The sequence below is a fragment of the Micromonospora sp. NPDC049044 genome, assembly GCF_040649215.1.
Lineage (GTDB): Bacteria > Actinomycetota > Actinomycetes > Mycobacteriales > Micromonosporaceae > Micromonospora.
Map to the genome: position 1 here is coordinate 17,389 of NZ_JBEZFA010000023.1, position 24,365 is coordinate 41,753.

The window sequence follows — 24,365 nt, forward strand, 5'->3', positions numbered from 1 at the left end:
TTTCCGGATGACAGTACGTAGGGTCGGGGCGTGATCGAATCCCAACGCGAACCCGTACCGCGCAACGACGGTGGCGAGCTCGACACGACCCTCGCCTTCCTGTCCTTCGCGCGATCATGCGTGCTGAAGAAGGTCGCCGGCCTGAACGAGGAGCAGTTGCGGCGCCGCCTGGTCGTCTCCGACACCACGTTGCTGGGCCTGGTCCAGCACCTGACCGGCGCCGAACGGTACTGGTTCGGCTACACGTTCGCCGGCGACCCGCGTTACGCCGAGGTGGACTCCGGCATGGTGGTCGAGCCGGACCGCTCCCCGGAACAGGTCATCGGCGACTACCGGTCCGCGATCGCCGACAGCGACGCCCACATCGTCGCGGCCGCCGGCCCCGACGTCCGCACCGTGCAGAACGTCGATGACGCGCCCCGTACGCTTCGCTGGGTGCTCGCCCACATGACGGGCGAGACCGTCCGGCATGCCGGTCACGCCGACATCCTGCGAGAGTTGATCGACGGTGCCACCGGCCGGTAGGGAGCGCGGTTCCCGGGGCGACCGTTCCCCGATCGCCCCGGGTTCTCGTTCGGCGGATGTCCGGCGTACCCTAGATCGGGGTTGCGGGAATGAGTTCGACGACGCTGCCGGTGGCGCGGGACTGCTCAGCCGCCCAGACGACCCGGTGTGAGGAGATGCTCTCCTCCGGTCCGGAGGTGACCAGGGATCGGTCGCCGGTGGCGACCGCCGCGATGAACGCCTCGATGAGGGCCCCGTCGGCGCCGCCGTGTCCGTCGGCGGCCGAGGCGTCGCCTGCGGGGTCCAGGTCGATGGTCTCGACGGTGTCGGTGAGGAAGTCGTGGACGCGCAGGGTGCGGCCGTCGCCCTCGATGCTGCCGTACGTGCCGAAGATCCGGGTCTTGCGGAAATCGAGCGCGGTGAAGGCCGTCATCGTGAAGGCGACGGTGATGCCGCCCTCGTATTCGAGGTTGACCACCTGGTGGTCGACGACGTCGTTGCGTCCTGTGTAGACGCAGGTGCCGTACGGGCCGTCCTCCAGGGCCTTGCGGACGCCGTCCGCGCTGACGTCGTCGGTGAGCACGCCCAGCGGCCATGCCTCGTGGACCGGGTCACCGAGGAAACGTTCGTAGATCCGGATCGCGGAGTAGGCGCACGATCGTTCGACCGGGCAGTCGACGCAGCGCGCCGTCGCTCCGGCCGGGCGGTTCTCCGGCCGGAAGTGGGCGAGGCCGCCGAAGGAGGAGACCCGGCGGACCGGTCGGCCGATGAGGTGGCCGAGCCAGTCGATGTCGTGGCACGACTTGGCCAGCAGCATCGAGGAGGACTCGGCCTCCACCGCCCAGTTGCCGCGCACGTAACTGTGGGCGTGGTGCCACCAGCCGACAGGTTCCAGGTGGTCGATGCTGACGATGGCACCGATCCGCCCGGAGTCGATCAGCCGCTTGAGTGTCTGGGAGTAGGGCGTGTACCGGAGTACGTGACAGACGGCGAGGAGGACGTCGTTGTCGACGGCTGCGGCGACGATGCGTTCCGCCTGCTCGGGCAGCGGCGCCATCGGCTTCTCCAGCAGGATCGCGTAGCCGCGTTCGGCGAAGGCCACCACCGGCTCGACGTGCGCGCGATCGGGGGTCGCGACGATCACCGCGTCGGCGAGCCGGGGCTGTGCGGCGAGGTCCTCCCACGAGGCGAACCGGCGCTCCGCGGGTACGTCGAACTCGTCGGCCAGGGCGATGCGGCGGGCGGGGTCGGGATCGGCGACAGCCGCGATCGTGGCTCTGGTGGTGGCGGCGGCGAGGCGTGCGTAGGCAGCGCCTCGCGCTCCGGCACCGACGATCGCCAGTGTGATGGACATCAGGTGTCTCCTATTTGATGGCGCCGGAAAGGATGCCTTTGACGAAGTGGCGCTGGAAGAAGAGGTAGAGGATGACCACGGGCACGATGACGATGATCGTTCCGGCGCTGAGCAGCGGGATGTTGCGGCCGTAGGCCTGGATGAACTTGCCGAGCCCGGACGGCGCCGTACGCATCGCCGGGTCCTGGATGAGGATCAGCGCGAGCAGGAACTGGTTCCACGCCCACATGAAGTAGAGAAGGCCGAGGGTGGTGAGCGCCGGCCGTGCGGTGGGTAGCAGGACCTGGCGCAGGATCTGCCTGCTGGTCGCGCCGTCCATCTCGGCTGCCTCGGTGAGTTCCGGCGGCAGCGACTCGAAATGGCTACGCATCCAGAACACCCCGAACGGCATGAACGCCCCGATGAGCGGCAGGATGACCGCCCAGTAGGTGTTGAGGAGCCCGATCGACTTGAGGTCGTAGTAGAGCGGGATGACGATCGACTCGTACGGCAGGGCCAGACCCAGCATGAGCAACGCGAAGATCGGCCCCCGGACGGCGAGCCGCATCATCGCCAGCCCGTATCCGGCGAGCGTCGCGAGCACCAGTGCGAGGGGTACGACGCCGAGCGCGATGATCAGACTGGACTTCATGAGGTCCGCGAAGCCACCTGTCGACCAGGCGTCGACGTAGTTGTGCCACTGCGGATCCGACGGCCACGCGAGCCCCGGGCTGAGATTGTCCTGTGGTTGCAGGGACGCGGCGAGGATCGCGTAGAAGGGGACGAGCACCGAGGCGGTGGCGGCCAGCAGCGACAACCGGGTCATCGACCGGATCATGTCTTCTCCCGGGTGAGGCGGTTCAGGGCGAACATGACCGCGCAGGTCAGCAGGGACAGGACGACGGCGAGCGCACAGGCGGTGCCGACCTGCCCCGCGGTGAAGGTCAGGCGGTAGATGGCGACACCGGGCACCAGTGTCGACTCGCCGGGGCCGCCGGCGGTCATCACGTAGACGACGTCGAAGCTGGCCAGGGCGGCGATCACGGTGACGGTCGCGGCCACCGACATCTCCCGGCGCAGACCCGGCACCGTGACGTGCCAGAACTCGTGGATCGCGCCGGCGCCGTCGAGCCGGGCGGCTTCGTACAGGGCCGGATCGATCTTGCCGATGCCGGAGTACAGCAGCAGGAAGCAGAGCCCGGTCGAGACCCAGGTCCCGACGACTCCGACCGCGGGGTAGGCCCAGGTGAAGTCACCCAGCCAGGCCCGGGTGAAGTCGGACAGGCCGACCGCGCGCAGCAGCGCGTTGAACGGTCCGTCGTCGTCGAAGAACAGCTTCCAGACGCTGCCGACCGCCACCAGCGGAAGGATCTGCGGCAGGAATATGACGGTACGGACGAAGGGCATGCCCTTCCAGGGCACGTTCGCGACGAGCGCCGCCAGCACCAGGCCGAAACAGATCGGGATGACCGAGTAGAAGATGATCAGCCCGAAGGCGTGGACCAGGGAGAGCCGCAGCGCCGGGTCGGCGAGGATCTCCCGGTAGTTGTCGAGCCCGGCCCAGGTGGCGACGCCGATCCCGTTCCAGTCCCAGAACGAGATCCACAGGCTGTGCAGCCAGGGCGCGATCACGAAGGCCGCGTAGAAGAGCAGTGCCGGTGCGGTGTAGAGCAGCGGTACGAGTCGCGAGCGCCGGGCCCGCACCGGCGTCGCGGATGCGACGACGGTACGGTCCCGGACGGCCACGCGATTCGCGAGGCTGTCAGCCATGCGTCTTGGCCCAGTCGGCCTGGACGGCCCGGATGAACGCGGCCGGGTCGACCTTGCCGGCGATCAGCTTCTGGGTCTCGGCGACCAGCGTGTCGTTCATGGTCGCGGTCGCGTTGTTGTTGAACCCGATGAGCCCGTCATCGGTGTTGACCTTGTTCCACGCGGCGACCAGGTCGGCGGAGATGGTGCCGGGCTCGGCGGTCACCGTCGAGGTGTCCGAGGGCAGGAACCCCTGCGCGAACGAGGCCTTGGCGGCCTCCGGGCCGCGCAGGAAGTCCAGGAAGGCGGCGGCGGCCTGCGCGTTCTTCGACTTGCGCGAGATCCCGTACGCCACCGAGGTGCCGATCGCGGTGGCCTTGGGGCCGGGGAAGGGCACGAAGCCGGCGTCGCCCCGCAGCGCGTCGCCGATCTTCTTCGAGTCCCAGGAACCGTCGACGAAGAAGACGCCGTCGCCCTTGGTGAACTTGTCCACGGCACCCTGCAGGTCGATGCCGTTGGCGTCCTTGGAGTAGTAGCCCTTCGTACCCCAGTCGGCGATGCTCTGGGCGCCCTTGGCGTTCCCGGCGGTGTCGAAGGTAGATCCGCCCTCACCGAAGACCCACTTGGCGTACGCGGCCGGGCCGTCCGTGGACTGACCGATGAGCTGGATCGGGAAGGAGGCGTGGCCCTCCTTGTTGCCGAGTTGCAGCGGGGTCTCGCCGCCGGCCTTGGCCTTGGCCAGCGCGGCCTCCAGGTCCTCCAGGGAGGCCGGAGCGGCGGCGATGCCGAGCTTCTTCAACTTGGCCTTGTTGTAGTAGAGCCCGACCTGGGAGAAGGACGCGGGTGCCGCGTACAGGTCGCCCGAGCCGAGGGTGGTGCCGTCCTTGGCGACCCGCCACTGGTTGAGCTGTCCGGCCGGGTACGCCGACTCCCAGCCGTACGCCTTGGCGTAGGGCTGGAGGTTGAGGATCAACTGGTCCTTGACCGTGGTGCCCACCGCGTTGAGCAGCACGATGTCGGGCGAGGTGTCGCTGGAGAGCGCGAGGTTGAGCGACTTGTTGTAGTCGTCGTACGTGGTGTCGACGTAGTTGATCTTGACGTTGGGGTGCTTGGTCTGGAATGCCGGGATGATGTCCTTCATGGCGGCACCCGACTCGGGGGTGGCGATCAGTTTGAGTTCCACAGGTCCGGACGGAACGCCGGTCTGCACTGCCGCGTTCGCGTCGGCGGCCGGTTCGTCGCTGGATGAACTGCCCGGCGCGCACGCGCCGAGAGCGAGAAGCACGGCGGCCGCGCCGAGCGCACTCTTCGCTGAGGTCATTGACATCATGGGGGATCTCCCTGGGCAGGAGTGGTTTCGAAGAAAACTTGCGTTCGCTATAGTGAGCCGTCTACGAACGCACGTCAAGGGGCAGCGAATGACCGTAGGTGATGCTCTTCCAGGCGGGGACCAGAGCGCCTTACGGCATCTGAACACGCGTCGTGTGCTTCGGCTCCTCTACGAGGGGCCGTCGCTGACCATCAGCGGTGTCGCCCGCGAGACCGGGCTGTCCCGCCCCACCGTGCAGGGCATCCTGACCTCACTGGTGGAGTCCCGACTCCTGGTCCTGGACGGATTCGACAACGCCCCGACCGGAGGACGACCGGCGCAGCGCTACCGCTTCGCCGCGGACGCGGGCATCGTGGCCGGCCTCGACATCGGGGCGCACGCGGTGTCGGTGCGGATCGCCGACCTCGGCGGCGCGCAGGTGGCGGCCGCTCGCGCCGCCATCGACCCGGACCTGGAGCCCGCCGGCCGCATCGACGCCGTGGTCAACCTGCTGCGACGCACGATCCCGACCGACTCACCGCGGTTGTGGGCGGCCTGTGCCGGTTCCCCGGGCATCATCGCCGACGGTGTCGTGCGGCTGAGCGTGGCCATTCCGGACTGGACCGGAACGGCTCTGGCCAAGGAGCTCACCGCCCGTCTGGACTGCCCGGTCAGCGCCGTCAAGGACGCCAACCTCGCGGTCCTCGCCGAGCACCGGGTCGGTGCCGCGCAGGGGGTCGACCACGTCCTGTACGTGCATGCCGGGCACCGCCTCGGCGTGGGCGTGCTGGTGGACGGCAGGCCGTTCGGCGGCGGCCGGGGGGCGGCCGGAGAGATCGGCCGGCATCCGGGCCTGGGCTGGGAGGCGGCACCTCGCAAGCTGCTCTCCGATGCCGGGGTCGCTCCCGGCATGAATTCCCGCGAGTGGGTCTTCGCGCAGGCCAGGCGGGGGGACAGGCGCGCGGTCGAGGCCGTCGACGACTACGCGCGGGCCCTGGCCGAAGGAGTCGGCGCCATGGTCCTCGCCATGGATCCGCAGTTGGTGGTGGTGGGCGGTGGCATCGCCCGCGCCGGCGAGACGGTAATGGAGCCGGTGCGGCGCCACCTCGCCGAGATCCTGTACGAGTTGCCAGGTCTGGCGATCTCCGCGCTGGGAGACGACGCGGTGGCCATCGGCGCTGTCGAGACCGCCCGGGACGCGGTGCGCGCAGAGCTCTTCACCGATGGCTCTTGACAGCGCCAGGGCTCACCGGCATATTCCGAAAGAACTTTTCTTTCGTTTCCCTTCCCCCGGGAGTGCCTCATGGCGCATCGCTTTCGAAGAGTTCTCGCCGCCGCCGGTTCGATGATCCTCGGCGTCACGCTGGCCGGCGTCGTCACCGCCCCGCCGGCCCAGGCCGGCGACACCCCTCCCAGCCCGCTCGCCAAGCCGGGCTACACCCTCGACTTCGCCGAAGAGTTCGACGTCAACACCCTCAACACGAATCGCTGGCTGCCCTACTACCTGCCGCACTGGACCTCCCCGGCCAACCGGGAGCTGGGTGCCAAGGCGCGCTACACCATTGCCGACGGTGTGCTCACCCAGCGGCTCGACGCTGACACCCCGGCGTGGAATCCGCAGTACGACGGCACTGTCAAGATCTCCTCGTTCCAGACCTACAACAAGGACTACTGGCACAAGTTCAACGGGTCCATGCCGTTGAACCACCACGAGCCCGACTTCAACGGCTACACGTTCCAGTACGGCTACGTGGAGCTGCGCGCCAAGAAGTCGAACGTCGGCGGAGGCGGCCACCAGGCGCTCTGGCTGGTCGGCACCGGGGACACCTCCAGCGCCTCGCGCAACCCCGAGGTCGACATGGTCGAGACGTTCTTCAACGAGCCGAACAACTGGCGGATCGCCGCCCACGGCTGGGGCGACCCGAACTTCCTCTCCAGCTCGTACGCCTCGATCGCCCCCGTTCCCAGCGGGTCGCCGACCACCGAGTTCCACACGTACGGCATGGAGTGGTCGCCCACCGACCTCAAGTTCTACTACGACGGCCAGCTCTACCGGACGATCAACGACGCCCCCAACATGCCGATGGGGTTGATCATGGGCATCTACACCGACGCCGGCTCCGGTCAGCACAACAACGTCTGGCCCAAGACCTGGAGCGTCGACTACCTGCGCGTCTACAAGAAGGACGGCGGCTACCCGTTGTCCTACCAGCGGTTGAAGAACCGGCAGACCGGCCAGTACGCCAAGGACGACGGCAGCGGCACCGCCAAGTATGTCGCCGCTTCCGCCTCTGACCAGTCCGCCCAGTGGGCCGTCGAGAACGTCGACGGTTACGTCCGCTTCAAGAACCGCGCCACGGGCAACTACCTGCACGTGGAGAACCAGACCGGCAACGTGCAGACCGGGACGGTGCCCGGCACCTACTGGTCGGCGCAGTGGGCGCAGGAGTCCGTCGACGGTCGCCTTCGCCTGAAGAACCGCTGGAAGGGCACCTACGCCCACACCGAGAACGCGACCGGCAGCATCCAGTACGGCGCCGCGCCCGCCAACTGGTGGACCAGTCAGTGGGTGCTCGAACCCGCCTCCTGACGAACCGTTTCCGGCTCCATCGGCCGCGTGGAGCCGGAAACGGTCCCCCATCAACCGGGCTGCGCCAGTAGGAATAGCAGGAGCAATGCGGCGGCAATCAGCAGAGGGGTCGAGGCCCAGGCGACAGCTACCACCACCGCTGTCCTCGTGCCGTTGTGAGCAGGCTCTGACCTGCTGGTCGTGGTGGCGAATCCGGTCCGGCGGCGTCGTCTCGGGAAGACGTAGACGCCCACTCCCAGGAGTACGAGCCATAGCGGCACCAGCAGCGGCGCGAGCGCCGGCCAGACGGGCCACACCGGCTCGGTGAGTTTCCTGTTTCCAGGACCGCCCAGGTGAGAGCGACACCGGCCCGTGCCGTACACCAGCGGTCCGAAGCGAGCAGCGAATGACCGCAACGGCAGTAACTACTACGCCACGTTGTACGCACTGATCCTCAGTCTGGGTTGCCGAGGCGACTGGTTCCAAGTCATCTGCTTTGGTCCGCCGCCGACCGTGTTCATTGGCCAAAATCGGCCGGTGACCGTCGGTGACCTCCTCTTCTACGACTCCGGCAGCGCCAGCACCCTGGAAGAAGAGTTGGTGTGTGAGGTCAGACAACGGCTGATCCTGCGACAGCGATATGGGGCGGAGATAGCCTCGAGCAAGGGCCCTGACCTGCTCTGGCACGAGCAGGTGCACTCCATGCAGTGGTCCAGGTCCTCCCGTTGGGAAGTGTTCGCTGCTTCGTACCTCAAGGATCCCCACCGGTACGAGTCGGAAGCCAACCTCTATTGGTGCGGTTACGAGGTCTACCCGGGGGCGTCAAGGTGCTAGCCGTGCGGCGGATCTGACCGACCGCATCGAGCATGCGGCCGACGCGACAACGAGTGTCGCGTCGGCCGCATGCGCTGTCCCGACTCAGGGCGTGGCGGGTAACCCGGCGCGGCACAGTTCAAGAGCGTCTCGGGCGCCGCGCAGGGCTGCGATCACATTGGGCGAGGGTCGCACGTGCACTTCAGGGAAATCGGTACCGGTCGACGCGTCGGTGATCGGGTAGGCCAGTTGCTCATGCCCGAGCCGGAATTGGGCGTCGATGCCGGTGCGGTTGCCACGCGGGTCCTGGCGATGCCAGCGGCCCGCGAGGTATACGGCGACGAGGCCGTGCAGGAAGGGTTCTCCTCCGTCGGTCAGCTGTTGGTAACACAACCCTGCCGGAACGCCGGCGGCCCGGGCCACGGCCACCAGCAGGTGCGACTTGGCATAGCAGAGGCCGACGCCGGCGCTGAGCACCTCGCCAGCGGCGACGGTTATCCGCGGATCCTGGGCGTCCACGGAGTGTCGGATCCGGTCACGAACCCATGTGAAGGCGGCCCGCATGAAGTCGACGTCGTCCGGATGCGCCGCGCGTAGTTCACCGGCCAACGCCCGCACTGCCGGATGGCCCACCTCGATGACCGCGTCACCGCCCAGGTACTCCATCGGGTCGCCAGCAACCAGTTGCATAGCTGTCCTTTCCCCGCCGCTTCTCGGATCGAGGCTGCTCCATCGCGCCATGACCCATCGCGTTACGGTGACGGTGCTATCTCACCGCAGCCACGCTTCGCCTGTCGCCCTCATTCCCGCGCGCAGCTGCGGCAACGCGCACTGATCTGCCGCTGACAAGGCGCGGCGATCGTGAGCGTGCTTCCCGACCGGCCGATGCGGCTGCGGGAGCAATCGCCCTGCGGGCCCAACGTGGTGCCGGTGGAGGCCACCAGTTCCTCCCTGGCTGGGTCTCCGGCGCCCCGGCACGGCCGTGCGTTTAGCAGCCCCCGTAGCAGCGGTGGCCCCGGACGCCGCGCAGCCGGGCACCTACCTCGCCTGCGGGGTGCGGCTCAGACCACCGAACGTCGGTGCAGGTCGAGCAGATCAGTGGTCTGGTTCTCCCACACGGTGTAAAGGTCGTCGATGCTGTTGTTTCTGGCGTAGGTGAGTTCAGCGTGCGTCGCCGGCAGTAGCGTGATCAGCTGTAGCTCCGGCTTTCCGTCCGAGTCCGGCAGGGCGTCGAAACCATCGGCGGCGTACGGGTGGGTGCCAGCCACGACGCCGGCGATCTCGGTGCCGGGGACGACCGGGCCCGGATCCGCGGACATGACTACCTCGTCGAGGCCGAGCCCGGCCCGGCGCCCCATCACGATCGCGGTGGTCAAAGGCACGAGCAGGTGTGCCTCCTTCCGCTGCTCCGCGTGTACGGTGCAGACCAGCTCCTGCGGCAGCACCGCGGTGATCCGCTGGAACCGCAGGCCATTGGTGACCACCGAGACGAGGCTGTTCGGTGCGTAGCAGAACAACAGGCCGTAGCCGCGGTTACGGCCGAGGGCGGTCGGTTCCTCGAACTCCCGAGCCTCGCCCAGGTAGCGCTCCAGGTGTGGCAGAAAGTCCGCGAATCGTTCGGTCATGAGGGTCCTCCCAGCCTCGGCGGCCACTGACTATCGCCGGAGTCCGGGCCGGCTGGTATCCATCGGTTGGGTCGAGCCGGCCGTAGCCGAGCCGCCGTTGTCCGTGGCCGCCGCAGTGCAATCTGTCGTGTGGTTCGCTGGAGCACCATATGGCTGTAGTGACCGCAGCCGGGTACTGCGGATTCCGATCCATGAGCGGCGTTCGTCGGTGGGTGCTCGACCTGAAAGTGCCGGGACTCGTTCAACTCGGGTAGAGCCTGGGTGGGCGTTCCGCTATGCCTGCCTGCTGGCTGGGTCGTCAGGCCGGCAGGGGTGGATCAGGTTGCCGAGCGCGCCGGTCGGATCGTGCAACGCGCGGGCGCCGTCGGTGACGACTCGGCGGGTGCCGGGGTCGAGCGGTTCGGTGCCTGCCCAATCGGGCGCGCCGATGTTGATCTCCACTTCCAGGCCAGAGGCGGTGCGGAAGCGGCGTTCGATGACCGCGCCCCAGGATTGAACCCTCATCAGATCGCCGATGGCCAGTTCGTGCACCCAGAGGTTGTCGGCGTATCGAGCCTGGTCGGTAGTGAGCAGGACGAGGTCGACGTCTGAGTCTGGCCGGGCGGAGTTTCGGGCGTACGAGCCGGCCAGAAGTAGGCCGGCGACGTCCCGGTGTCGTGCTGCCCACCGTGTGACACGGCTGATGATCTCTTCAACTTCGGCGATCCGTTCGGACGAGAGCGCACTTGGTCCGTGGGTTGCCGTTCGGTCGTTGTGCATCGATCGGTCTCCTTGGGTGATGCGATGGCTGATCCCGGCGGCGTAGCTGGTCCAGTCGCCGGCGCTGGCGCATTGCCAGGCTGCCGCGCTGGATATGTGGGATGGGCTGCCTCGCCATTCGGCGGCGCCCCACCGAGCGCGAGCGGGCTGATCGCGCTGGTGACCGACCCGGTACGGCAGCGGACGCAGTTCCTGCGACAGCCAGCCGTGGCAAGCTGTCTGATCCTGGCCCGCGACTGCCTCGGCGTCGCTATCGGGCGGTTGCCGCGGGATCGGCTGCGCCGGATCGGCCGGGCCGCGCCGGCCGTGGGCGTGCTCACGCTGGTCACCCTGGTATTCGTCGCCCTCCCCCCGTCGGGGCTGACCGCCCTGCTCGGCTCGTTCACCAATGTGGCAGTGGCGGCGTTGCTCGTGCTCGGGGGGTATGCCTGGGTCGTGAGCCGCGCGGTCCGGCGCCATGGCACCACCCGATCATCGCAATGGGTGCCACGCTGCTGGCCACGACGGCCTGGCTCGCTGTCGACGATGCCTGGCGGAGTCGGCCGGAGCCGCGCGGCAGCGACGCCTTCTACCAGACGGGCGTCAGTGTGTCCGTGGCCGTCGAGACCGGGCCCGACGTCGAGACCGCCGTCGCCGTCGCGGCGCTGCTGCTCGGAGCCGCCCCGACCGTGCTGGCCTGCGCGAGGCTCAGCACGACCCACAACGAGACGCGCTGAGCCGCGCGCCCTCCAGCCGTGACTTCTGAACGGCGAGCGCGCACATCTAGCCGAGATGAGTGCGCCGCAGTGGGAGAGGGCTGCACCTCGTCGCTATGGTCGGTGTCGTGGAGACACTGGGCCGACTTGCCGGAGTCACGGTCGACTGCCGGGATCCGCAGCGACTGGCTGACTTCTGGTCCGTCGTGCTTGGAGGACGCGTGACGGAGTCCCTTCCCGGCTGGCGGCGCGTCACTGTCGCCGGGGGCGGCCCGGTGCTGACCTTCCAGCCGGTCCCGGAGCCCAAGGCCGGCAAGACGCGACTACACCTCGACATCGCCGTTACCGACATTGACGAAGCGGTCGATCGGATTGGGATGTTGGGCGGGCGGTGGACAGGTGAACGGCATGACTACCAAGAGGGCGCGGTCCTCGTCATGACCGACCCGGAGGACAACGAGTTCTGCGTCGTGCAGTACTACCGGGTGTGATCTGGTTAGGCTTTCGACCGAGCATCCGAGACCTGCTGACGGCGTCGTACGCGCCGTCGTCGTTGCACACTGATCACAAGCGGCCGCGAGAGTGTGGAGCCGTCGACACACTCTTCCGCTGCTGACCAGGCGCGGCGATTGTGAGGGTGCTGGCCGATCGACCGAAGCGGCAGCGGGAGCCAGCGCTGGCGCCAACCAAACACTGGCCGGCAGTCCACGATCGATTGGCGCTCGGGGTGAGCTCCGGTCCAGGGGAGCAGATCGGGTGATCCGGGTCGGGTGACGGGATCTCGGCACCGTCCACCCGGCGCCGTGCCCGGCTGGCGAGTCGCCGCACGGCGGCCGGGGTTGACCGGTGGCGAACGCCCGGGCCTGGGCGGACAGCCACGCGGGAACGTCCACGACGGTCTTTCCAGGCGGATCGCTGGCTGTGGGCTGCCCGGTCAGGCAGCGGTGGGATTGGTCAGCCGGTCCAGTTCGGTTGCGGCGAGTCGGCGCACTGTCTGATCGGGGTCGCGGGTATACCGGTGGAGGATGTCTGGGGCGGCGTCGGGCGCGACATGTCGCGCGACGACTGCGACCCGCTGACGGACCATCGGGTCCGGGTCATCCACCAATTCGGCGAGCAGATGCTCCCCGTGCGAAGGCCTGCCACCGGCGCCGGCGAGTCCGCTGAGGGTGGCAGCTCGTACTGCGGCCTCGCCGTCTCCTGCCAGCATCGTGAGTTGCGGCGCCACGCGGGGATCCGAGTCGGCCGCCTGCGCGAGCGCTTTGGCGGCTTGGACTCGCAGCTCCGGGTTTTGGTCGGCAGCCAGCGCCAGCAGCGTATCGACCGCCGCCGGCCCTCCGACCGAGCCGAGGGCTTCCGCGGCGCCTTCGCGGACGTGCCGGTCGGGGTCGTGGAGGAGCCGTTGCAAGGCCGGGGTCGCCTCGTGGCTGCCGAGTCGCCCGAGTGCGTAGGCGATCATGGACCGTACTCGCGGTGTCGGGTCGGCGGCGTGAGCAACGAGAGGTGCGACCGCGTCGACCCGGCCGGTGTAGCCAAGCGCGCTCGCGGCCGATACCCGTACCTGCTCGTTCAGGTCACGCAACGCCAGGACGAGTGCGCCGAATGCCCAGTCGTTGCCGGCTGGGTCAGGGAGCGAGCCGACAGCCATGGACCTGATCTCCGGGTCCGTGTCGGTAACGGCTGCGGCGAGGAGTTCGACATCCTGTACTTCGACCACGAACCCGAGAGCCCACAGCCCCACACGGCGCAGCTCTGAGGTCTCAGCAGTGGCGAAATCACGCGCCACGCCCCGGCTGGTCGCCCGATCTGCGTGCAGCAGCTCGATGACCTCGGCCTGCAAACTGTCCTGGTCGTCTCCGAGATCGCGCGCCGAAGCGCGTAGCAGCACCGGCAGTGCCGCCACGCCCTCGATGCCGGCCAAGACTTGGGCAATGAGGTCCCGGCCGTAGAAATTCCCCTCGTCGAGGAACCGGTCCAGCGCCTCCCGCAGCCGGGGTACCAAGGCAGTGTCCCCGGACGCTGTCAGGGCCGCGACGGTTGGCGCGATGTCGTCGTAATCGTCCTCAAGCTCCACGGCATGCCGGACCACAGTCTCCAACGCCCCACGGCTGTCGATCACCCGGTCACCATGCCAGACAACCATCGGCGGCGGAACTCCGCAGCTGAGCATCAGGTTCTGTGGATCATGCACGGCCGCGATCAGCGCGACTGCAGCGATGCCCACCCTGGCCATTGTCTCGGGTGTCCGGCTCCGTCTTGCGGATAGGCGTATACGCCTATAGGTTGCCTGGATGCCCTTGAACGCGTCACGGAACAGCCTGGTGTTGCCGATACTCGGGCTCCTCGTCGAGCAGCCCGCGCACGGCTACGACATCACGACCCGACTACGCGAGCGGTACGGACACCTCTCGGTCACCCGCAGCACTGTCACGTCCCTGCTGAAGGCGCTCGAGAAGGCAGGCATGGTCTCCTCCCGGCTGCCCGAGCGGGTAGGCAACCGGCCACCACGCACGGCCTACGAGTTGACTGCCGCAGGTCTCGCCGACTTCCGCCACAAGGTCGAGACTGGGGTACGCGACACCCAAGCCGCGTCCGTGGACTTCGTCATGGCGGTCGCCTACGTCGGAGTTCTTCCGATCGACCAGGCGACGTGCATCCTGGACGGTCGGGTCGACCGTCTCGAACAGGAACTGGCTGCCCTTTCGGGGGTGCTCGACGGTGACGTACTCGAAGTCCACATGCTCGAAGTCGCCTACTGGCGCACGATCGTCGCCGCCGAAGCCACCTGGATCAGGAGCCTGGTGCGTCGGATCCGCGCGGGCGAGATCGGCTGGCCAGCCCAGCGAACCGACCAATACGGAAGTGCGGACGCGTGAAGTTCGGTATCTATCCGGGCGGGCGGGTCGGCACGATGTGTTCCCACCCACCCGATGTCGCCGCGATCCGCCACCTCATCGACGACCTCTCGGACGGTCGCCCCTTCGTCATCCGCGAGTACGTGCACTTCTTCGGCGACGCGGCATCGCCGGATGTCGTCACCTCACTCGGTGCCGAAGGCGAACTCGCTCACCTGACGATGCCCGACGGGTGGTACGTCGAGGGAAACCGCGAACTGGACCTCGTGGTCAGCTACATCCCCCGGGCGGCGGACCTCTCCGGATGGCTGACCTTCCTCGACACCGTCATCGACCGCTACGGTCACCTGACGCGCTACCTCCAGGTGACGCTTGAGCCGAACTTCCCCATCCCGCTCATCGACGGAAGCGCACCCGGCGTGCTCGAGGCCCTGACCCTCGGCATCCCGCACGCACGCGCCGCACTGGACCGGCGGGGTCTCCAGCACGTGCGGATCGGCTTCTCCGTCGCCGAACCACCGGAGTGGTTGGGCGGCGACGACCAGTTCTGGTCGCACCTCTCCTCGGTCCCGTACCGGGACTTCGCGTCCCACGTCGACTACGTCGGCCTGGGCCTGTACCCCGACGCCTTCTCACCCGTCGCCCCACGGGGCAACCCGGGAGACACCGCCTCCCTCACCACCCACGCCCTGCACCACCTGCGGGACGGGTCGCTGCCCCGCGCGCACATCCCGCCCAGCACTCCCATCCACATCGCGGAGAACGGCACCCCCAGCGGGCCACCGCGCACCGAGCAGGCACAGTGCGACTCACTGTCAGACATGCTCGGCGTCATCCTCACCGAACAAGAGTCACTGAACATCACCCACTACGAACTGTTCAGCCTCAGGGACGCCGACAGCAGCTCCACGGAACCCACCGGGACACTGGGCATCGTCACCGACACCTACCGACCCAAGCCCGCCCTCGCCGTCTACCGCGACGTCGTCCGCAGCGCTGGCCCACTGCCCGTCCCCGGACATCCCTGAGCACGGCGAACCGAAACGCAGCGGGGCGGGCCAATGTCCACTGTTGGCCCGCCCGCACCGCTCTGAAAGCCGACGAACTCGCCGCCTCCCATCGAGGGGAGGCCGCGAGCCGGTTCTGGTGCCGAATCAGCTCACGCGGGGCCGTCGAGATAGCCGACGCGGGCATCCACGCGATGATGCCTGCCACCGTCAGGATCCGGTATCCGGATCGCCGTCGACCGTGCGCGTCGGCCACGGGCAATGTCCTGAGCAGGCCCATCAGGCTGGCGACCTCTTCGGGGCGTCCGAATGTGTAGGGTGCCGCAGGTGGCCCACCGGCCATCCCCGGATGTGGTCCGCGGCATGCCCCAACTGGCATCTACCGATATTCGAAGGAGGCCCGGCATGACTAGCCCACGCGAGACCTTTCTCCGACTGGTGAACGGTGTCTGCGACGGTCCGTACGAAGACTTGGCCGACCTGTACGCCGAAGACACCCATGTCGAGCATCCGTTCCACCCGCTCAACCCGCCGCCGCTGCGTAGCCGCAGCGAGTTGCACGAGCACTTCACCGCGCCGCCTCCGGTCGCTCGGACGCTGAACCGTAAGCCGGTCGACGTGACGATTCACGAAACTGCGGACCCGGAGGTGATCGTCGCCGAGTTCGCCTATCAGGGGCGGGTCGCCGAGACAGGTGAGGCTTTCACTGTGCCCTGCGTCTTCGTGATGCGTATCCGTGACGGGCTGATCATCGAGTCGCGTGACTACATCGACCACGTCGCCAGCGCGCGGGCTTGGGGTCAACTCGACAGCCTTCTGACCGCGCTCCGTCCACAGGAAAGCGAGGGCAGTGCTCGACCCTGATTCATGCTCGACACCAGAGCACTCGTCCGCTGACAAGGCGCGACGATCCTGAGGTGCGGCGCGGATGCCGTCAGAACGACGAGTCTGGCTCCGGAGCGGCCCCCAAGGGTGGAGGGATTGAGGGGCCTGCAGGGTGTAGCTGCGTGGCTTAGGATCACTGCCGCGCGGGGCCGTCGCCCGGCCTCGGACCTGGGGGAGGTTGTTCGTGCGGCGGTTCGCGGTGGTGTGTGCTGTTGTCGCGCTGTTGAGCGGGTGCGGTGGAGGCTCGTCTGGGCAGCCCACAAGCAGTAGTGGTGCACCGGTGGGTGACGACGGCGTGATCGAGCCGACGGGCCAGGCCGGTCTGCCGTCGGGCATCGTGATCTCGAAGGACAACGTCTCCGCTCGTACCAAGGACCTGCTGGTGTATGACCTCACCACGGGCAATCTGCTCGCCACTGCGGCGGCACCGGGCGAAGCCAGCGTCAACCGTCGGGAGGCGTTCGACGCGACGATGCAACGCCTGGCATACACCAACGGCTGCGAACTGCAGGTGGCGACGCTGACCGATGGCGCCTATGTCCCGTCCGGACAGTGGACCGCGCCGCAGGCGTTCGGCGAAGCTAAGCAGTGCTTTGACAACCCGACGTTCGGCGAGGACGGACGGATCCGAGCCACGGTCGGCGCCACGGTAACGGAGCCTGGCCGGGTGATGTCCGTCGATCCCTCCCAGCCTGACGCGGCTCCGAGGGAGGAGGGCGCGGGAAGCGTGCGAGAGGAGAAGCAGTTCCGTATCGCCGACGTGAAGAAGTCTGACGTGCGGGTTTACGTCCGCGGCAGCTCGGTCGCCAGTCTCATGGTCACCGGGGTCAAGCCGGGCGGTGATGTACTAAGCGGCGACTTCTGGTACGACTGCAAGACGCCTGTCGACAAGACCGCGTTCTTGTGCACCTCCTCTCTCGACATTTCGCGCCAGTACTACGGCAGCGTCGCTCTGGCTACGGTCGACGTGCCTGCTGGCACTGTCACGGTCAAGCAGGTGGCGCCGGCGAGTAAGGCTTCCCGACCGACGGTCCTGCCCTCTCCCGACAAGAAACGGGTGGCGATCAACGACTCCACTGGCTGGTACACCACGAGCCTCGACGGTTCTTCAAGCCCAGCCCGCCAGCCCCTCAGTGATCAGCAGATCCTCGGCGACATCCTCTTCTGGGCCTGAACCCACTCCTCGGAGATCGTGACCCGGCTGGTACGCGCTGAGCCGCGCGGCGCCTTGAACTGCGCCCAACCGCGTCCGCCAGTCGCTGCACAGCGGTGGCCGGGGGATGTTCGAATGATTCGGGGCACCGGAAGGTGTACAGCGAGTAGCCGCGCCCGATCTGCACGCCGACGGTGTCCGGGGACGCGGTCGGGTTCTCCTCGGACGGGCGCCAGCGCCGGAGACGACGTCGAGGGTGATGGACGACTCCCAGCCGTCCTCTCCGCCGGCAGGCGACAACCAGAGCCTCTGGCCGTCCGGGCTGAACGCCACGTTCCGTCGGTACTCGGCCGGGGGAATCCCGTCGAGCACGGTGATGCCCGGAGGGGCCCAGCGGACGGTGCTGTTGCCGTCCGCTACAACCAACTGCGGCTCGCCCGGATGCCAGGCAGCAGAGGGTGCCCGCCGGAGTCGGCCGCGGTGGGAGTCGTAGACGGCCGACCCTGCACCGACACCGCCGATCTCGCGCAGCTGCCCGACCTCGTACTCCCAGATCCGGATCGCCGGGCGTTCGGCGTCCCAACCGGCTATCAACGGCAGCTTGGGGTGGCAGAGCAACCGCTCGAGCGCGGCTCCAGAGGTCGCCGTCCTCAATCCCATTCTCGTCCAGCGCGTTGTAGATCGTCAGCCAGCCGTCCGCGAATCGTAGGCCCAGCGCCATGGCGCCGTCTGCCAAGTCGCCGCCGGCCCACTCCAGAAGCTCTACCGCCTCGAGCCGCTGCCCGTGCCGATCAGCCAACGCGGCGGGAGCATCATCACGCCAGCGGAGCAGGAAGCTGTCTGACGTCGGCCATACCGGCGTCTGGGCCACGTCGATCGAACAAAACGTGATCGACAGATCATCGAACTTCTGATGGTTCACCTCGAGGCGCTCCTCGTCGAAGTCGAAGACCATCGGGCAGTCGGCGAACCAGGTGCCGTCGGCGTCATCCCAGACCACCCAGCTGGACGTCAGTCGCCGGCCGACAAGCCCCCGCAACCGTTGAGCGTGACGACTGGCGACTTCGGCAGCTCCGTTCAGCCAAACTGGCTGGTAGTCGGTGATAGTCCTGAGCCGGCCTGATTCACGGTCGGATATCCGGATCTGCGCCCGTGCCGTGCCGCGCCTCGACGCGAGGAGCTACGGCCGACGCAACGACCGCTGAACGTAAACTGCCCGGGGCCCCGGGAACGACCTGCGGAAGGTGCGTATGTCCTCTGCTGACAAGGCACGGCGGTGGCGGAAGATCCTGTCCGAATTGCGCCCCGCACTGCCGGGAGAGTGGCGCCTGCGCGGCGTCGGCGTCGGCAGCGTGTTGGCACGTGAGCCGCTGGACTGGTCCCTGGCCTGGATCGGATACTCCGGTTCGCCCACCCGGCCCGTGGGCTGGGTCACCGCCGGCGTGCAGCCGCTCGTAACGTCCCTCACGAGTTGGGCTATGACCTATGGCGTGCGGATGGACGAGGCGCCATCAGGGCCGCCGACGGTGGACCTGATGTCCGATGCGGCGGCCGGCCAGACCCGGCAGTTCGTGCTCGACACCGGCCTGACAACAATCGACGAATGGCCGCCCGCGCGCCTCGCCGACGCGGCCGAGCGGTCCTTCGCCCAGGACCCGCGCCAGCGCCGCATACACTGGCACCATCTACCGGGTTGGCGGGTGGTCAACGGCACCGCTTCGCCAGTCGAGCCCGCGACGCAACTCGCTCAGCTGTGCCGCGACCGGGCCGCCGGGTATTCCGGCAAGGGCGTCCGGCAACTGGTGGAGAAGGCCACGTTCTACGAACGGCTCATCCAGGCATGGCACGACGGAGAACGCGAGGCGGCTCTCCGGTTCCTGACCTCGCACCGGGATCAGGCGTTGGCCGCCCGGAAACTCGACAAGGTGCTCACCCCGTAGGTCGCCGTACCCGGTTCGCCCAGGGACACGAATGCCCTCCGGCCGGACCTGAGGGCGTCCTCGCGCAGGTAGACATCGCGGTGGTCGTACTGGCCTCGCCTGCGTCGCCGACAGGTGGCGCAGTAGGTCCTCCCCCCGGTCAGGCCGCCGCTCGGCTCATCGCGGCACTGGCCAGCCCGTTCAACGTGGTCAGATCGGCCGCACCCAGGTACGAGTCCGACATCATGACCACCACCAGGTAGTGGCCGACCGCGGCGGCGACATATCCGACGTAGCGGTCGCCCTCGTCGTAGGTGCCGAGGAACAGCACCGTGTCCGGCCCGAGGTGGTCCTCGGCGACTGGGTCGAAGCCCTCCTCATCGCCGCCAGCCCCGCACCGGCCGAGCTGCGCCTTCAGTTCGGTGACGTACGCGTGTGCCCCATCGCCGCGGTACCAGGCGACGTTCTCGTAGATCCGAAATCGGGTACCGAGGTCGGCCGCCTCGGTGTGGCTCACGACCGGCTGCGGCACCGGCGTGTCCGCGCACGGCTGGGGTAGCAGCGACCACACCAGCCCGTCCTCCACCGGCCCCGGCACGGCCCCGCCGAGATCGTCCGGCTGCAACATGATCCGGTCAGGGATCCCCCGTGGCCGCTGCTGCGCCGCCGCCGGCCCGCTCGCCGACACCAGCCCCAGGATCGCAGCCGTCACCACAACCAATGTCTTTCGCATGCGAACCATCCTTTACATCGCTGGTAACCAATGGATGAGCGCAGATACCCAGCTATTCGTGAGTACGCGACACCACGCCCGGCACTGCTCATGATCAACCGCCAATCAGCGAACCGCCGTCCTGCACCATCCGTGGACCGGTGGGCCGAACCACCCGATGAGGACGCCCATCCGGACCCCTATTGAGCCGATAACGCCGCGTCCTCGTTTCGCGCCGGCGGTGTGCCTCGCCGCCACACCGTCCGTGCAGGGGCCACACCAGGGACGTCTACACAAGCGGGTCGGGCTACTATCTGGCTCTGAGGTCGAGAGGCGCTGCGACGGGCGGAGCCCGCCACGCTCGGCCTGCAATTCTTCGACAAGGGCGCCTCCGAGCTTCGGAGGTGGGCTACTTGAGCGCGTTGTTGAGCCAGAGGACCACTGCATCGGCGCTGCGGCAGCTGATGTCCCAGCGCATTCTGGTGTTGGACGGTGCCTGGGGCACGATGTTGCAGGGCGCACAGCTCACCGCCGCGGACTATCGAGGCGACCTGATCGTCGACCATCCCCAGGACGTCAGCGGTGATCCGGACCTGCTCAACCTCACCCGGCCGGACATCATTCTGGACGTACACCGGCAGTATCTGGCCGCCGGCGCCGACATCACCACCACCAATACCTTCACGGCGACCAGGATCGGCCAGGCCGACTACGGGCTCCAGTCACTCGTTCATGAGATGAACGTTCAGGGTGCGCGGCTGGCCCGGCAGGCGGCGGACGAGTTTGGCGGGCGGTTCGTGGCCGGCTCGGTCGGGCCGCTGAACGTGACGTTGTCGCTGTCGCCGCGGGTCGAGGATCCGGCGTATCGCGCCGTCGACTTCGACGACGTGCGCGCGGCGTACGCGGAGCAGATCTCGGCGTTGGTCGAGGGCGGTGTCGACCTGCTCTTGATCGAGACAATCTTCGACACGTTGAACGCGAAAGCCGCGATCGCCGCGGCCCGTGAGGTCGCACCGCAGCTGCCGCTGTGGATCTCCGTCACCATCGTCGACCTCAGCGGCCGGACCCTGTCGGGGCAGACGGTGGAGGCATTCTGGCGGTCGATAGAGCGGGCCGAACCGCTTGTCGTCGGCGTCAACTGCTCGCTGGGCGCCGCCGAGATGCGCCCGCATGTCGAGGAGCTTTCCAAGATCGCGGGCACCTACGTGGCGTGCCACCCCAACGCCGGTCTGCCGAACGCCTTCGGCGGCTACGACCAGAGGCCGGAGGAGACCGCCAGCCTGATCGGCGAGTTCGCCGCGGCTGGCATGGTCAACATCGTTGGCGGCTGTTGCGGCACCTCACCGGCCCACGTCGCCCGGATCGTCGACGCCGTGGCTGGCACACGCCCGCGGACGGTTCCCGTCCCGGCTGACACCACCCGGTTCAGTGGGCTGGAGCCGTTCGCGATCGGTCCGGACACCGGGTTCGTGATGATCGGCGAGCGCACCAACGTCACCGGCTCGGCCAGGTTCCGTCGGCTCGTCGAGTCCGACAACTATCAGGGCGCCGTCGACGTGGCCCTGGAGCAGGTCCGCGGCGGGGCCAACCTGCTCGACGTCAACATGGACGCTGACCTGCTCGACAGCGAACGCGCCATGACGACCTTCCTCAACCTCATCGCTACCGAGCCCGAGGTCGCCCGGATCCCGGTGATGATCGACAGCTCGAAGTGGACGGTCCTTGAAGCTGGCCTCAAGTGCGTGCAGGGCAAGGGCGTGGTCAACTCGATAAGCCTCAAGGAGGGCGAGGAACCATTCCTGGCTCAGGCGCGCCGGATCCGTGACTACGGCGCCGGCGTGGTGGTGATGGCCTTCGACGAACAGGGCCAGGCCGACACCACGGAACGCAAGGTGTCCATCTGCGGCCGGGCCTACGACCTGCTCGTGGAGCAGGCCGGGTTCGCGCCGGAGGACATCATCTTCGACCCGAACGTCCTCGCGGTCGCCACCGGCATCGCCGAGCACAACGGGTACGCGAAGGCCTTCATCGACGCTCTCCCGCTGATCAAGGCGCGTTGTCCGGGTGCTCGCACCAGCGGCGGCATCTCCAATCTGTCGTTCTCCTTCCGCGGCAACGACGTGGTTCGCGAGGCAATGCATTCGGTGTTCCTGTCGCACGCGGTCCGCGCAGGGTTGGACATGGGCATCGTCAACGCCGGCCAGCTCGCCGTGTACGCCGATATCCCCGCCGACCTCCTCGAACTCGTCGAGGACGTGATCTACGACCGGCGTCCGGACGCCACCGACCGCCTGGTCACCTTCGCGTCGACAGTCACCGGTTCCGGCACGAAGCGCGAGGTCGACCTGTCCTGGCGCGAGGCGCCGGTGACCGAGCGGCTGTCGTACGCGCTGGTCCACGGCATCGTCGACTTCATCGAGCAGGACACGGAGGAGGCCCGGCAGGGTCTGGCCCGCCCGCTCGAAGTCATCGAGGGCCCGCTGATGGACGGAATGAAGATCGTCGGCGACCTGTTCGGCGCCGGCAAGATGTTCCTGCCGCAGGTGGTCAAGAGCGCCCGGGTGATGAAACGCTCGGTCGCCTACCTCCAGCCGTTCATGGCAGCCGAGAAGGAGCAGGCCCGCCTGGCGGGCCGGGTCGACCCGGGCCGCGGGCAGGGCAAGGTCGTGTTGGCGACGGTGAAGGGGGACGTGCACGACATCGGCAAGAACATCGTCGGCGTGGTCCTGGGCTGCAACAACTACGAGGTCATCGACCTGGGTGTGATGGTTCCGGCTGGCCGGATTCTGGACACGGCCGTCGCCGAGGGCGCCGACGCCATCGGCCTGTCCGGCCTGATCACGCCGTCGCTTGACGAGATGGTCTCGGTCGGTGCCGAGATGCAGCGCCGCGGCCTCAAGGTGCCCCTGCTGATCGGCGGGGCCACGACGTCGCGTCAACACACCGCCGTCCGCATCGCCCCCTCGTACGACGGCACAACCGTGCACGTGCTCGACGCGTCCCGGGTCGTCGGCGTGGTCTCCGACCTCCTTGATGACGGGCGGGCCCGCGAGTTGGACCGCGCCAACCGGGTCGAGCAGGAGCAGTTGCGCGAGGCGCATGCCAACCGGCACTCCCAGCCGATGCTCGGCCTGGCTGAGGCCCGCGCAAACCGCGAGAAGGTCGACTTCAGCGACCTGCCGACCCCAGCCTTCACCGGCCTGCGGACAGTCCAGCCCACCCTCCCCGAGCTGCGCGAGATGATCGACTGGCAGTTCCTGTTTCTGGCCTGGGAACTCAGGGGCAAGTTCCCGGCGATCCTGGACCAGCCGGTCGCCCGCGAGCTCTACGACGACGCCAACACCCTGTTGGACGAGATCACGGCGAGCGGGTCCTTCCAGGCCCGGGGCGTCTACGGCTACTGGCCCGCGCACTCCGAGGGCGACGACATCGTCCTCGGCAGCGGGTTGCGCCTACCGATGCTGCGCCAGCAGACGGTCAAACCGGCCGGCCGCGACAACCGTTGCCTGGCCGACTACGTGGCCCCCGACGGCGACCACCTGGGCGGCTTCGCCGTGACCATCCACGGCGCCGATTCCCTCGCCGCACACTATGAGGCCCAGCACGACGACTACCGCGCGATCATGGTCAAGGCGCTGGCCGACCGGCTTGCCGAGGCCTTCGCCGAGTACATCCACCTGAAGGCCCGCCGCGACTGGTTCGAGCCAGACGCCGAGCCGGACCTCGCCGACCTGCACGCCGAACGCTTCCGAGGCATCCGACCGGCGCTCGGCTACCCGGCCAGCCCAGACCACAGCCAGAAGCAGGAGCTGTTCGACCTGCTGAATGCCGCCGAGCTCGGCCTCGGCCTGACGGAGTCCTTCGCGATGACGCCGGCCGCCAGCGTCAGCGGGCTGATCTTCGCCAACCCGGCAGCGAAGTACTTCACAGTGGGTCGTATCGGCAAGGATCAGGTCGAAGACTACGCAGCCCGCCGCGCCATGAACGTCGCTGACGTCGAGCGGTGGCTGCGGCCCAACCTGGCCTATGAACCGTCCTGACCGGTGTGCCGGCCAGTGGGCAGCGCCCCGCCGTCATTGGCCTCCCCGGGTCATCCGGCGCCGACGCGGATCAGGCAGGGTTGGCGGTGGCTTGGACGAACGACAGGAGCCGCGGGAGTACGTAACAGAATTCGCCGCCGCCCCATGAGTCCACGAGGCCGCCGGCTCGTTCCATCGCGTCCCAAAGCGGTTCAGTAGAGCGGATGATGGCTTCCGCAGTGGCCGTATCGACGTCGATGGCGGCGCATACAGCCGCCGTCAGTTCCGTGCGGGACTCGGCCGGCATGTCTTCGAGCGGATCGCGATGCATCCGCAGAAGTTACCTCAGCAGACGTGAGCGCTCACGAAGCTGACAAGGCGCTCGATCGTGGCCGTGCTTCCAATCGTCCGATGCGACTGCGGGTGCAATTGCCCTGTTGCCCAGGCCATTGCGGCTGT

21 protein-coding genes and 1 riboswitch are annotated in these 24,365 nt (G+C 68.1%); of the genes, 11 read left to right on the forward strand and 10 right to left on the reverse strand.

Annotated features, from left to right (window positions below; genetic code table 11):
• Positions 1-30: 30 nt before the first annotated feature.
• Positions 31-525, forward strand: coding sequence for a DinB family protein (locus AB0B85_RS19805; protein WP_357409241.1), 495 nt, complete (start codon positions 31-33; stop codon positions 523-525).
• Between the two features lie 70 nt (positions 526-595).
• Here the strand turns inward: AB0B85_RS19805 and AB0B85_RS19810 are convergent, their stop codons facing one another.
• Genes AB0B85_RS19810 through AB0B85_RS19825 form a run of 4 tightly spaced genes read right to left on the reverse strand, consistent with a single transcriptional unit; the run spans position 596 to position 4,916 of the window.
• Positions 596-1,858, reverse strand: a complete 1,263-nt coding sequence (locus AB0B85_RS19810) for a Gfo/Idh/MocA family oxidoreductase (protein WP_357409243.1) — start codon at positions 1,856-1,858, stop codon at positions 596-598.
• A gap of 10 nt (positions 1,859-1,868) precedes the next feature.
• Complete coding sequence (locus AB0B85_RS19815) at positions 1,869-2,663, reverse strand: carbohydrate ABC transporter permease (protein ID WP_357409245.1); 795 nt, start codon at positions 2,661-2,663, stop codon at positions 1,869-1,871.
• A gap of 8 nt (positions 2,664-2,671) precedes the next feature.
• Positions 2,672-3,607 carry a sugar ABC transporter permease gene (locus tag AB0B85_RS19820; protein ID WP_357409247.1) on the reverse strand — a complete coding sequence of 312 codons (936 nt, stop codon included), beginning with the start codon at positions 3,605-3,607 and terminating at the stop codon, positions 2,672-2,674.
• The gene (locus AB0B85_RS19825) at positions 3,600-4,916 is read right to left on the reverse strand and encodes an extracellular solute-binding protein (RefSeq protein WP_357409249.1); all 1,317 of its coding nucleotides are present in this window, start codon (positions 4,914-4,916) and stop codon (positions 3,600-3,602) included. The genes AB0B85_RS19820 and AB0B85_RS19825 overlap by 8 nt, the downstream gene beginning before the upstream one ends.
• Positions 4,917-5,070: 154 nt before the next feature.
• Here AB0B85_RS19825 and AB0B85_RS19830 point away from each other — a divergent pair, with 154 nt between their 5' ends.
• Complete coding sequence (locus AB0B85_RS19830; protein WP_357409251.1) at positions 5,071-6,129, forward strand: ROK family transcriptional regulator; 1,059 nt, start codon at positions 5,071-5,073, stop codon at positions 6,127-6,129.
• A gap of 69 nt (positions 6,130-6,198) precedes the next feature.
• Positions 6,199-7,485 carry a family 16 glycosylhydrolase gene (locus AB0B85_RS19835; RefSeq protein ID WP_357409253.1) on the forward strand — a complete coding sequence of 429 codons (1,287 nt, stop codon included), beginning with the start codon at positions 6,199-6,201 and terminating at the stop codon, positions 7,483-7,485.
• 897 nt (positions 7,486-8,382) lie between these two features.
• Here the strand turns inward: AB0B85_RS19835 and AB0B85_RS19840 are convergent.
• From AB0B85_RS19840 to AB0B85_RS19850, 3 genes are all read right to left on the reverse strand, one after another.
• On the reverse strand, positions 8,383-8,943 hold the full coding sequence (locus tag AB0B85_RS19840; RefSeq protein WP_357409255.1) for a transglutaminase family protein: 561 nt from the start codon (positions 8,941-8,943) through the stop codon (positions 8,383-8,385).
• Positions 8,944-9,338: 395 nt separating this feature from the next.
• Positions 9,339-9,902 carry a suppressor of fused domain protein gene (locus AB0B85_RS19845; RefSeq protein ID WP_357409257.1) on the reverse strand — a complete coding sequence of 188 codons (564 nt, stop codon included), beginning with the start codon at positions 9,900-9,902 and terminating at the stop codon, positions 9,339-9,341.
• A 273-nt stretch (positions 9,903-10,175) separates the two neighbouring features.
• Positions 10,176-11,120, reverse strand: a complete 945-nt coding sequence (locus tag AB0B85_RS19850; protein WP_357409259.1) for a nucleotidyltransferase domain-containing protein — start codon at positions 11,118-11,120, stop codon at positions 10,176-10,178.
• A 20-nt stretch (positions 11,121-11,140) separates the two neighbouring features.
• Here AB0B85_RS19850 and AB0B85_RS19855 point away from each other — a divergent pair, with 20 nt between their 5' ends.
• Together AB0B85_RS19855 and AB0B85_RS19860 are read left to right on the forward strand one after the other, a co-directional pair.
• The gene (locus AB0B85_RS19855; protein ID WP_357409261.1) at positions 11,141-11,377 is read left to right on the forward strand and encodes a hypothetical protein; all 237 of its coding nucleotides are present in this window, start codon (positions 11,141-11,143) and stop codon (positions 11,375-11,377) included.
• A 95-nt stretch (positions 11,378-11,472) separates the two neighbouring features.
• On the forward strand, positions 11,473-11,847 hold the full coding sequence (locus AB0B85_RS19860) for a VOC family protein (RefSeq protein ID WP_357409427.1): 375 nt from the start codon (positions 11,473-11,475) through the stop codon (positions 11,845-11,847).
• Positions 11,848-12,290: 443 nt separating this feature from the next.
• On the opposite strand, the gene AB0B85_RS19865 is transcribed toward AB0B85_RS19860, so the two are convergent.
• Positions 12,291-13,580: a HEAT repeat domain-containing protein gene (locus AB0B85_RS19865; protein ID WP_357409263.1), complete on the reverse strand. Its 1,290-nt coding sequence runs from the start codon at positions 13,578-13,580 to the stop codon at positions 12,291-12,293.
• A gap of 67 nt (positions 13,581-13,647) precedes the next feature.
• Here AB0B85_RS19865 and AB0B85_RS19870 point away from each other — a divergent pair, with 67 nt between their 5' ends.
• The 5 genes from AB0B85_RS19870 to AB0B85_RS19890 all read left to right on the forward strand — a co-directional run bounded on the left by AB0B85_RS19870 (position 13,648) and on the right by AB0B85_RS19890 (position 19,196).
• Positions 13,648-14,232 (forward strand): PadR family transcriptional regulator, encoded by a 585-nt coding sequence (locus tag AB0B85_RS19870; protein ID WP_357409264.1) that lies wholly within the window; start codon positions 13,648-13,650, stop codon positions 14,230-14,232.
• Complete coding sequence (locus AB0B85_RS19875; RefSeq protein WP_357409266.1) at positions 14,229-15,239, forward strand: hypothetical protein; 1,011 nt, start codon at positions 14,229-14,231, stop codon at positions 15,237-15,239. The genes AB0B85_RS19870 and AB0B85_RS19875 overlap by 4 nt, the downstream gene beginning before the upstream one ends.
• 384 nt (positions 15,240-15,623) lie before the next feature.
• The gene (locus AB0B85_RS19880; protein WP_357409268.1) at positions 15,624-16,082 is read left to right on the forward strand and encodes a nuclear transport factor 2 family protein; all 459 of its coding nucleotides are present in this window, start codon (positions 15,624-15,626) and stop codon (positions 16,080-16,082) included.
• A 301-nt stretch (positions 16,083-16,383) separates the two neighbouring features.
• Entirely contained in the window at positions 16,384-17,277 is an 894-nt protein-coding gene (locus AB0B85_RS19885) for a hypothetical protein (RefSeq protein WP_357409270.1), read from the forward strand.
• A 1,277-nt stretch (positions 17,278-18,554) separates the two neighbouring features.
• Complete coding sequence (locus AB0B85_RS19890; protein ID WP_357409272.1) at positions 18,555-19,196, forward strand: hypothetical protein; 642 nt, start codon at positions 18,555-18,557, stop codon at positions 19,194-19,196.
• A gap of 139 nt (positions 19,197-19,335) precedes the next feature.
• Here AB0B85_RS19890 and AB0B85_RS19895 read toward each other — a convergent pair whose 3' ends face one another.
• Positions 19,336-19,908: a hypothetical protein gene (locus tag AB0B85_RS19895; RefSeq protein ID WP_357409274.1), complete on the reverse strand. Its 573-nt coding sequence runs from the start codon at positions 19,906-19,908 to the stop codon at positions 19,336-19,338.
• A 301-nt stretch (positions 19,909-20,209) separates the two neighbouring features.
• A riboswitch (S-adenosyl-L-homocysteine riboswitch) is annotated at positions 20,210-20,285 on the forward strand.
• A gap of 24 nt (positions 20,286-20,309) precedes the next feature.
• Between AB0B85_RS19895 and metH the strand changes: the two genes are divergently transcribed.
• A complete protein-coding gene (gene metH, locus AB0B85_RS19900) occupies positions 20,310-23,927 on the forward strand; it encodes a methionine synthase (RefSeq protein ID WP_357409429.1) in 3,618 nt (1,205 codons plus the stop codon).
• A 70-nt stretch (positions 23,928-23,997) separates the two neighbouring features.
• Here the strand turns inward: metH and AB0B85_RS19905 are convergent, their stop codons facing one another.
• Positions 23,998-24,237, reverse strand: a complete 240-nt coding sequence (locus AB0B85_RS19905) for a hypothetical protein (RefSeq protein WP_357409277.1) — start codon at positions 24,235-24,237, stop codon at positions 23,998-24,000.
• Positions 24,238-24,365 lie beyond the last annotated feature (128 nt).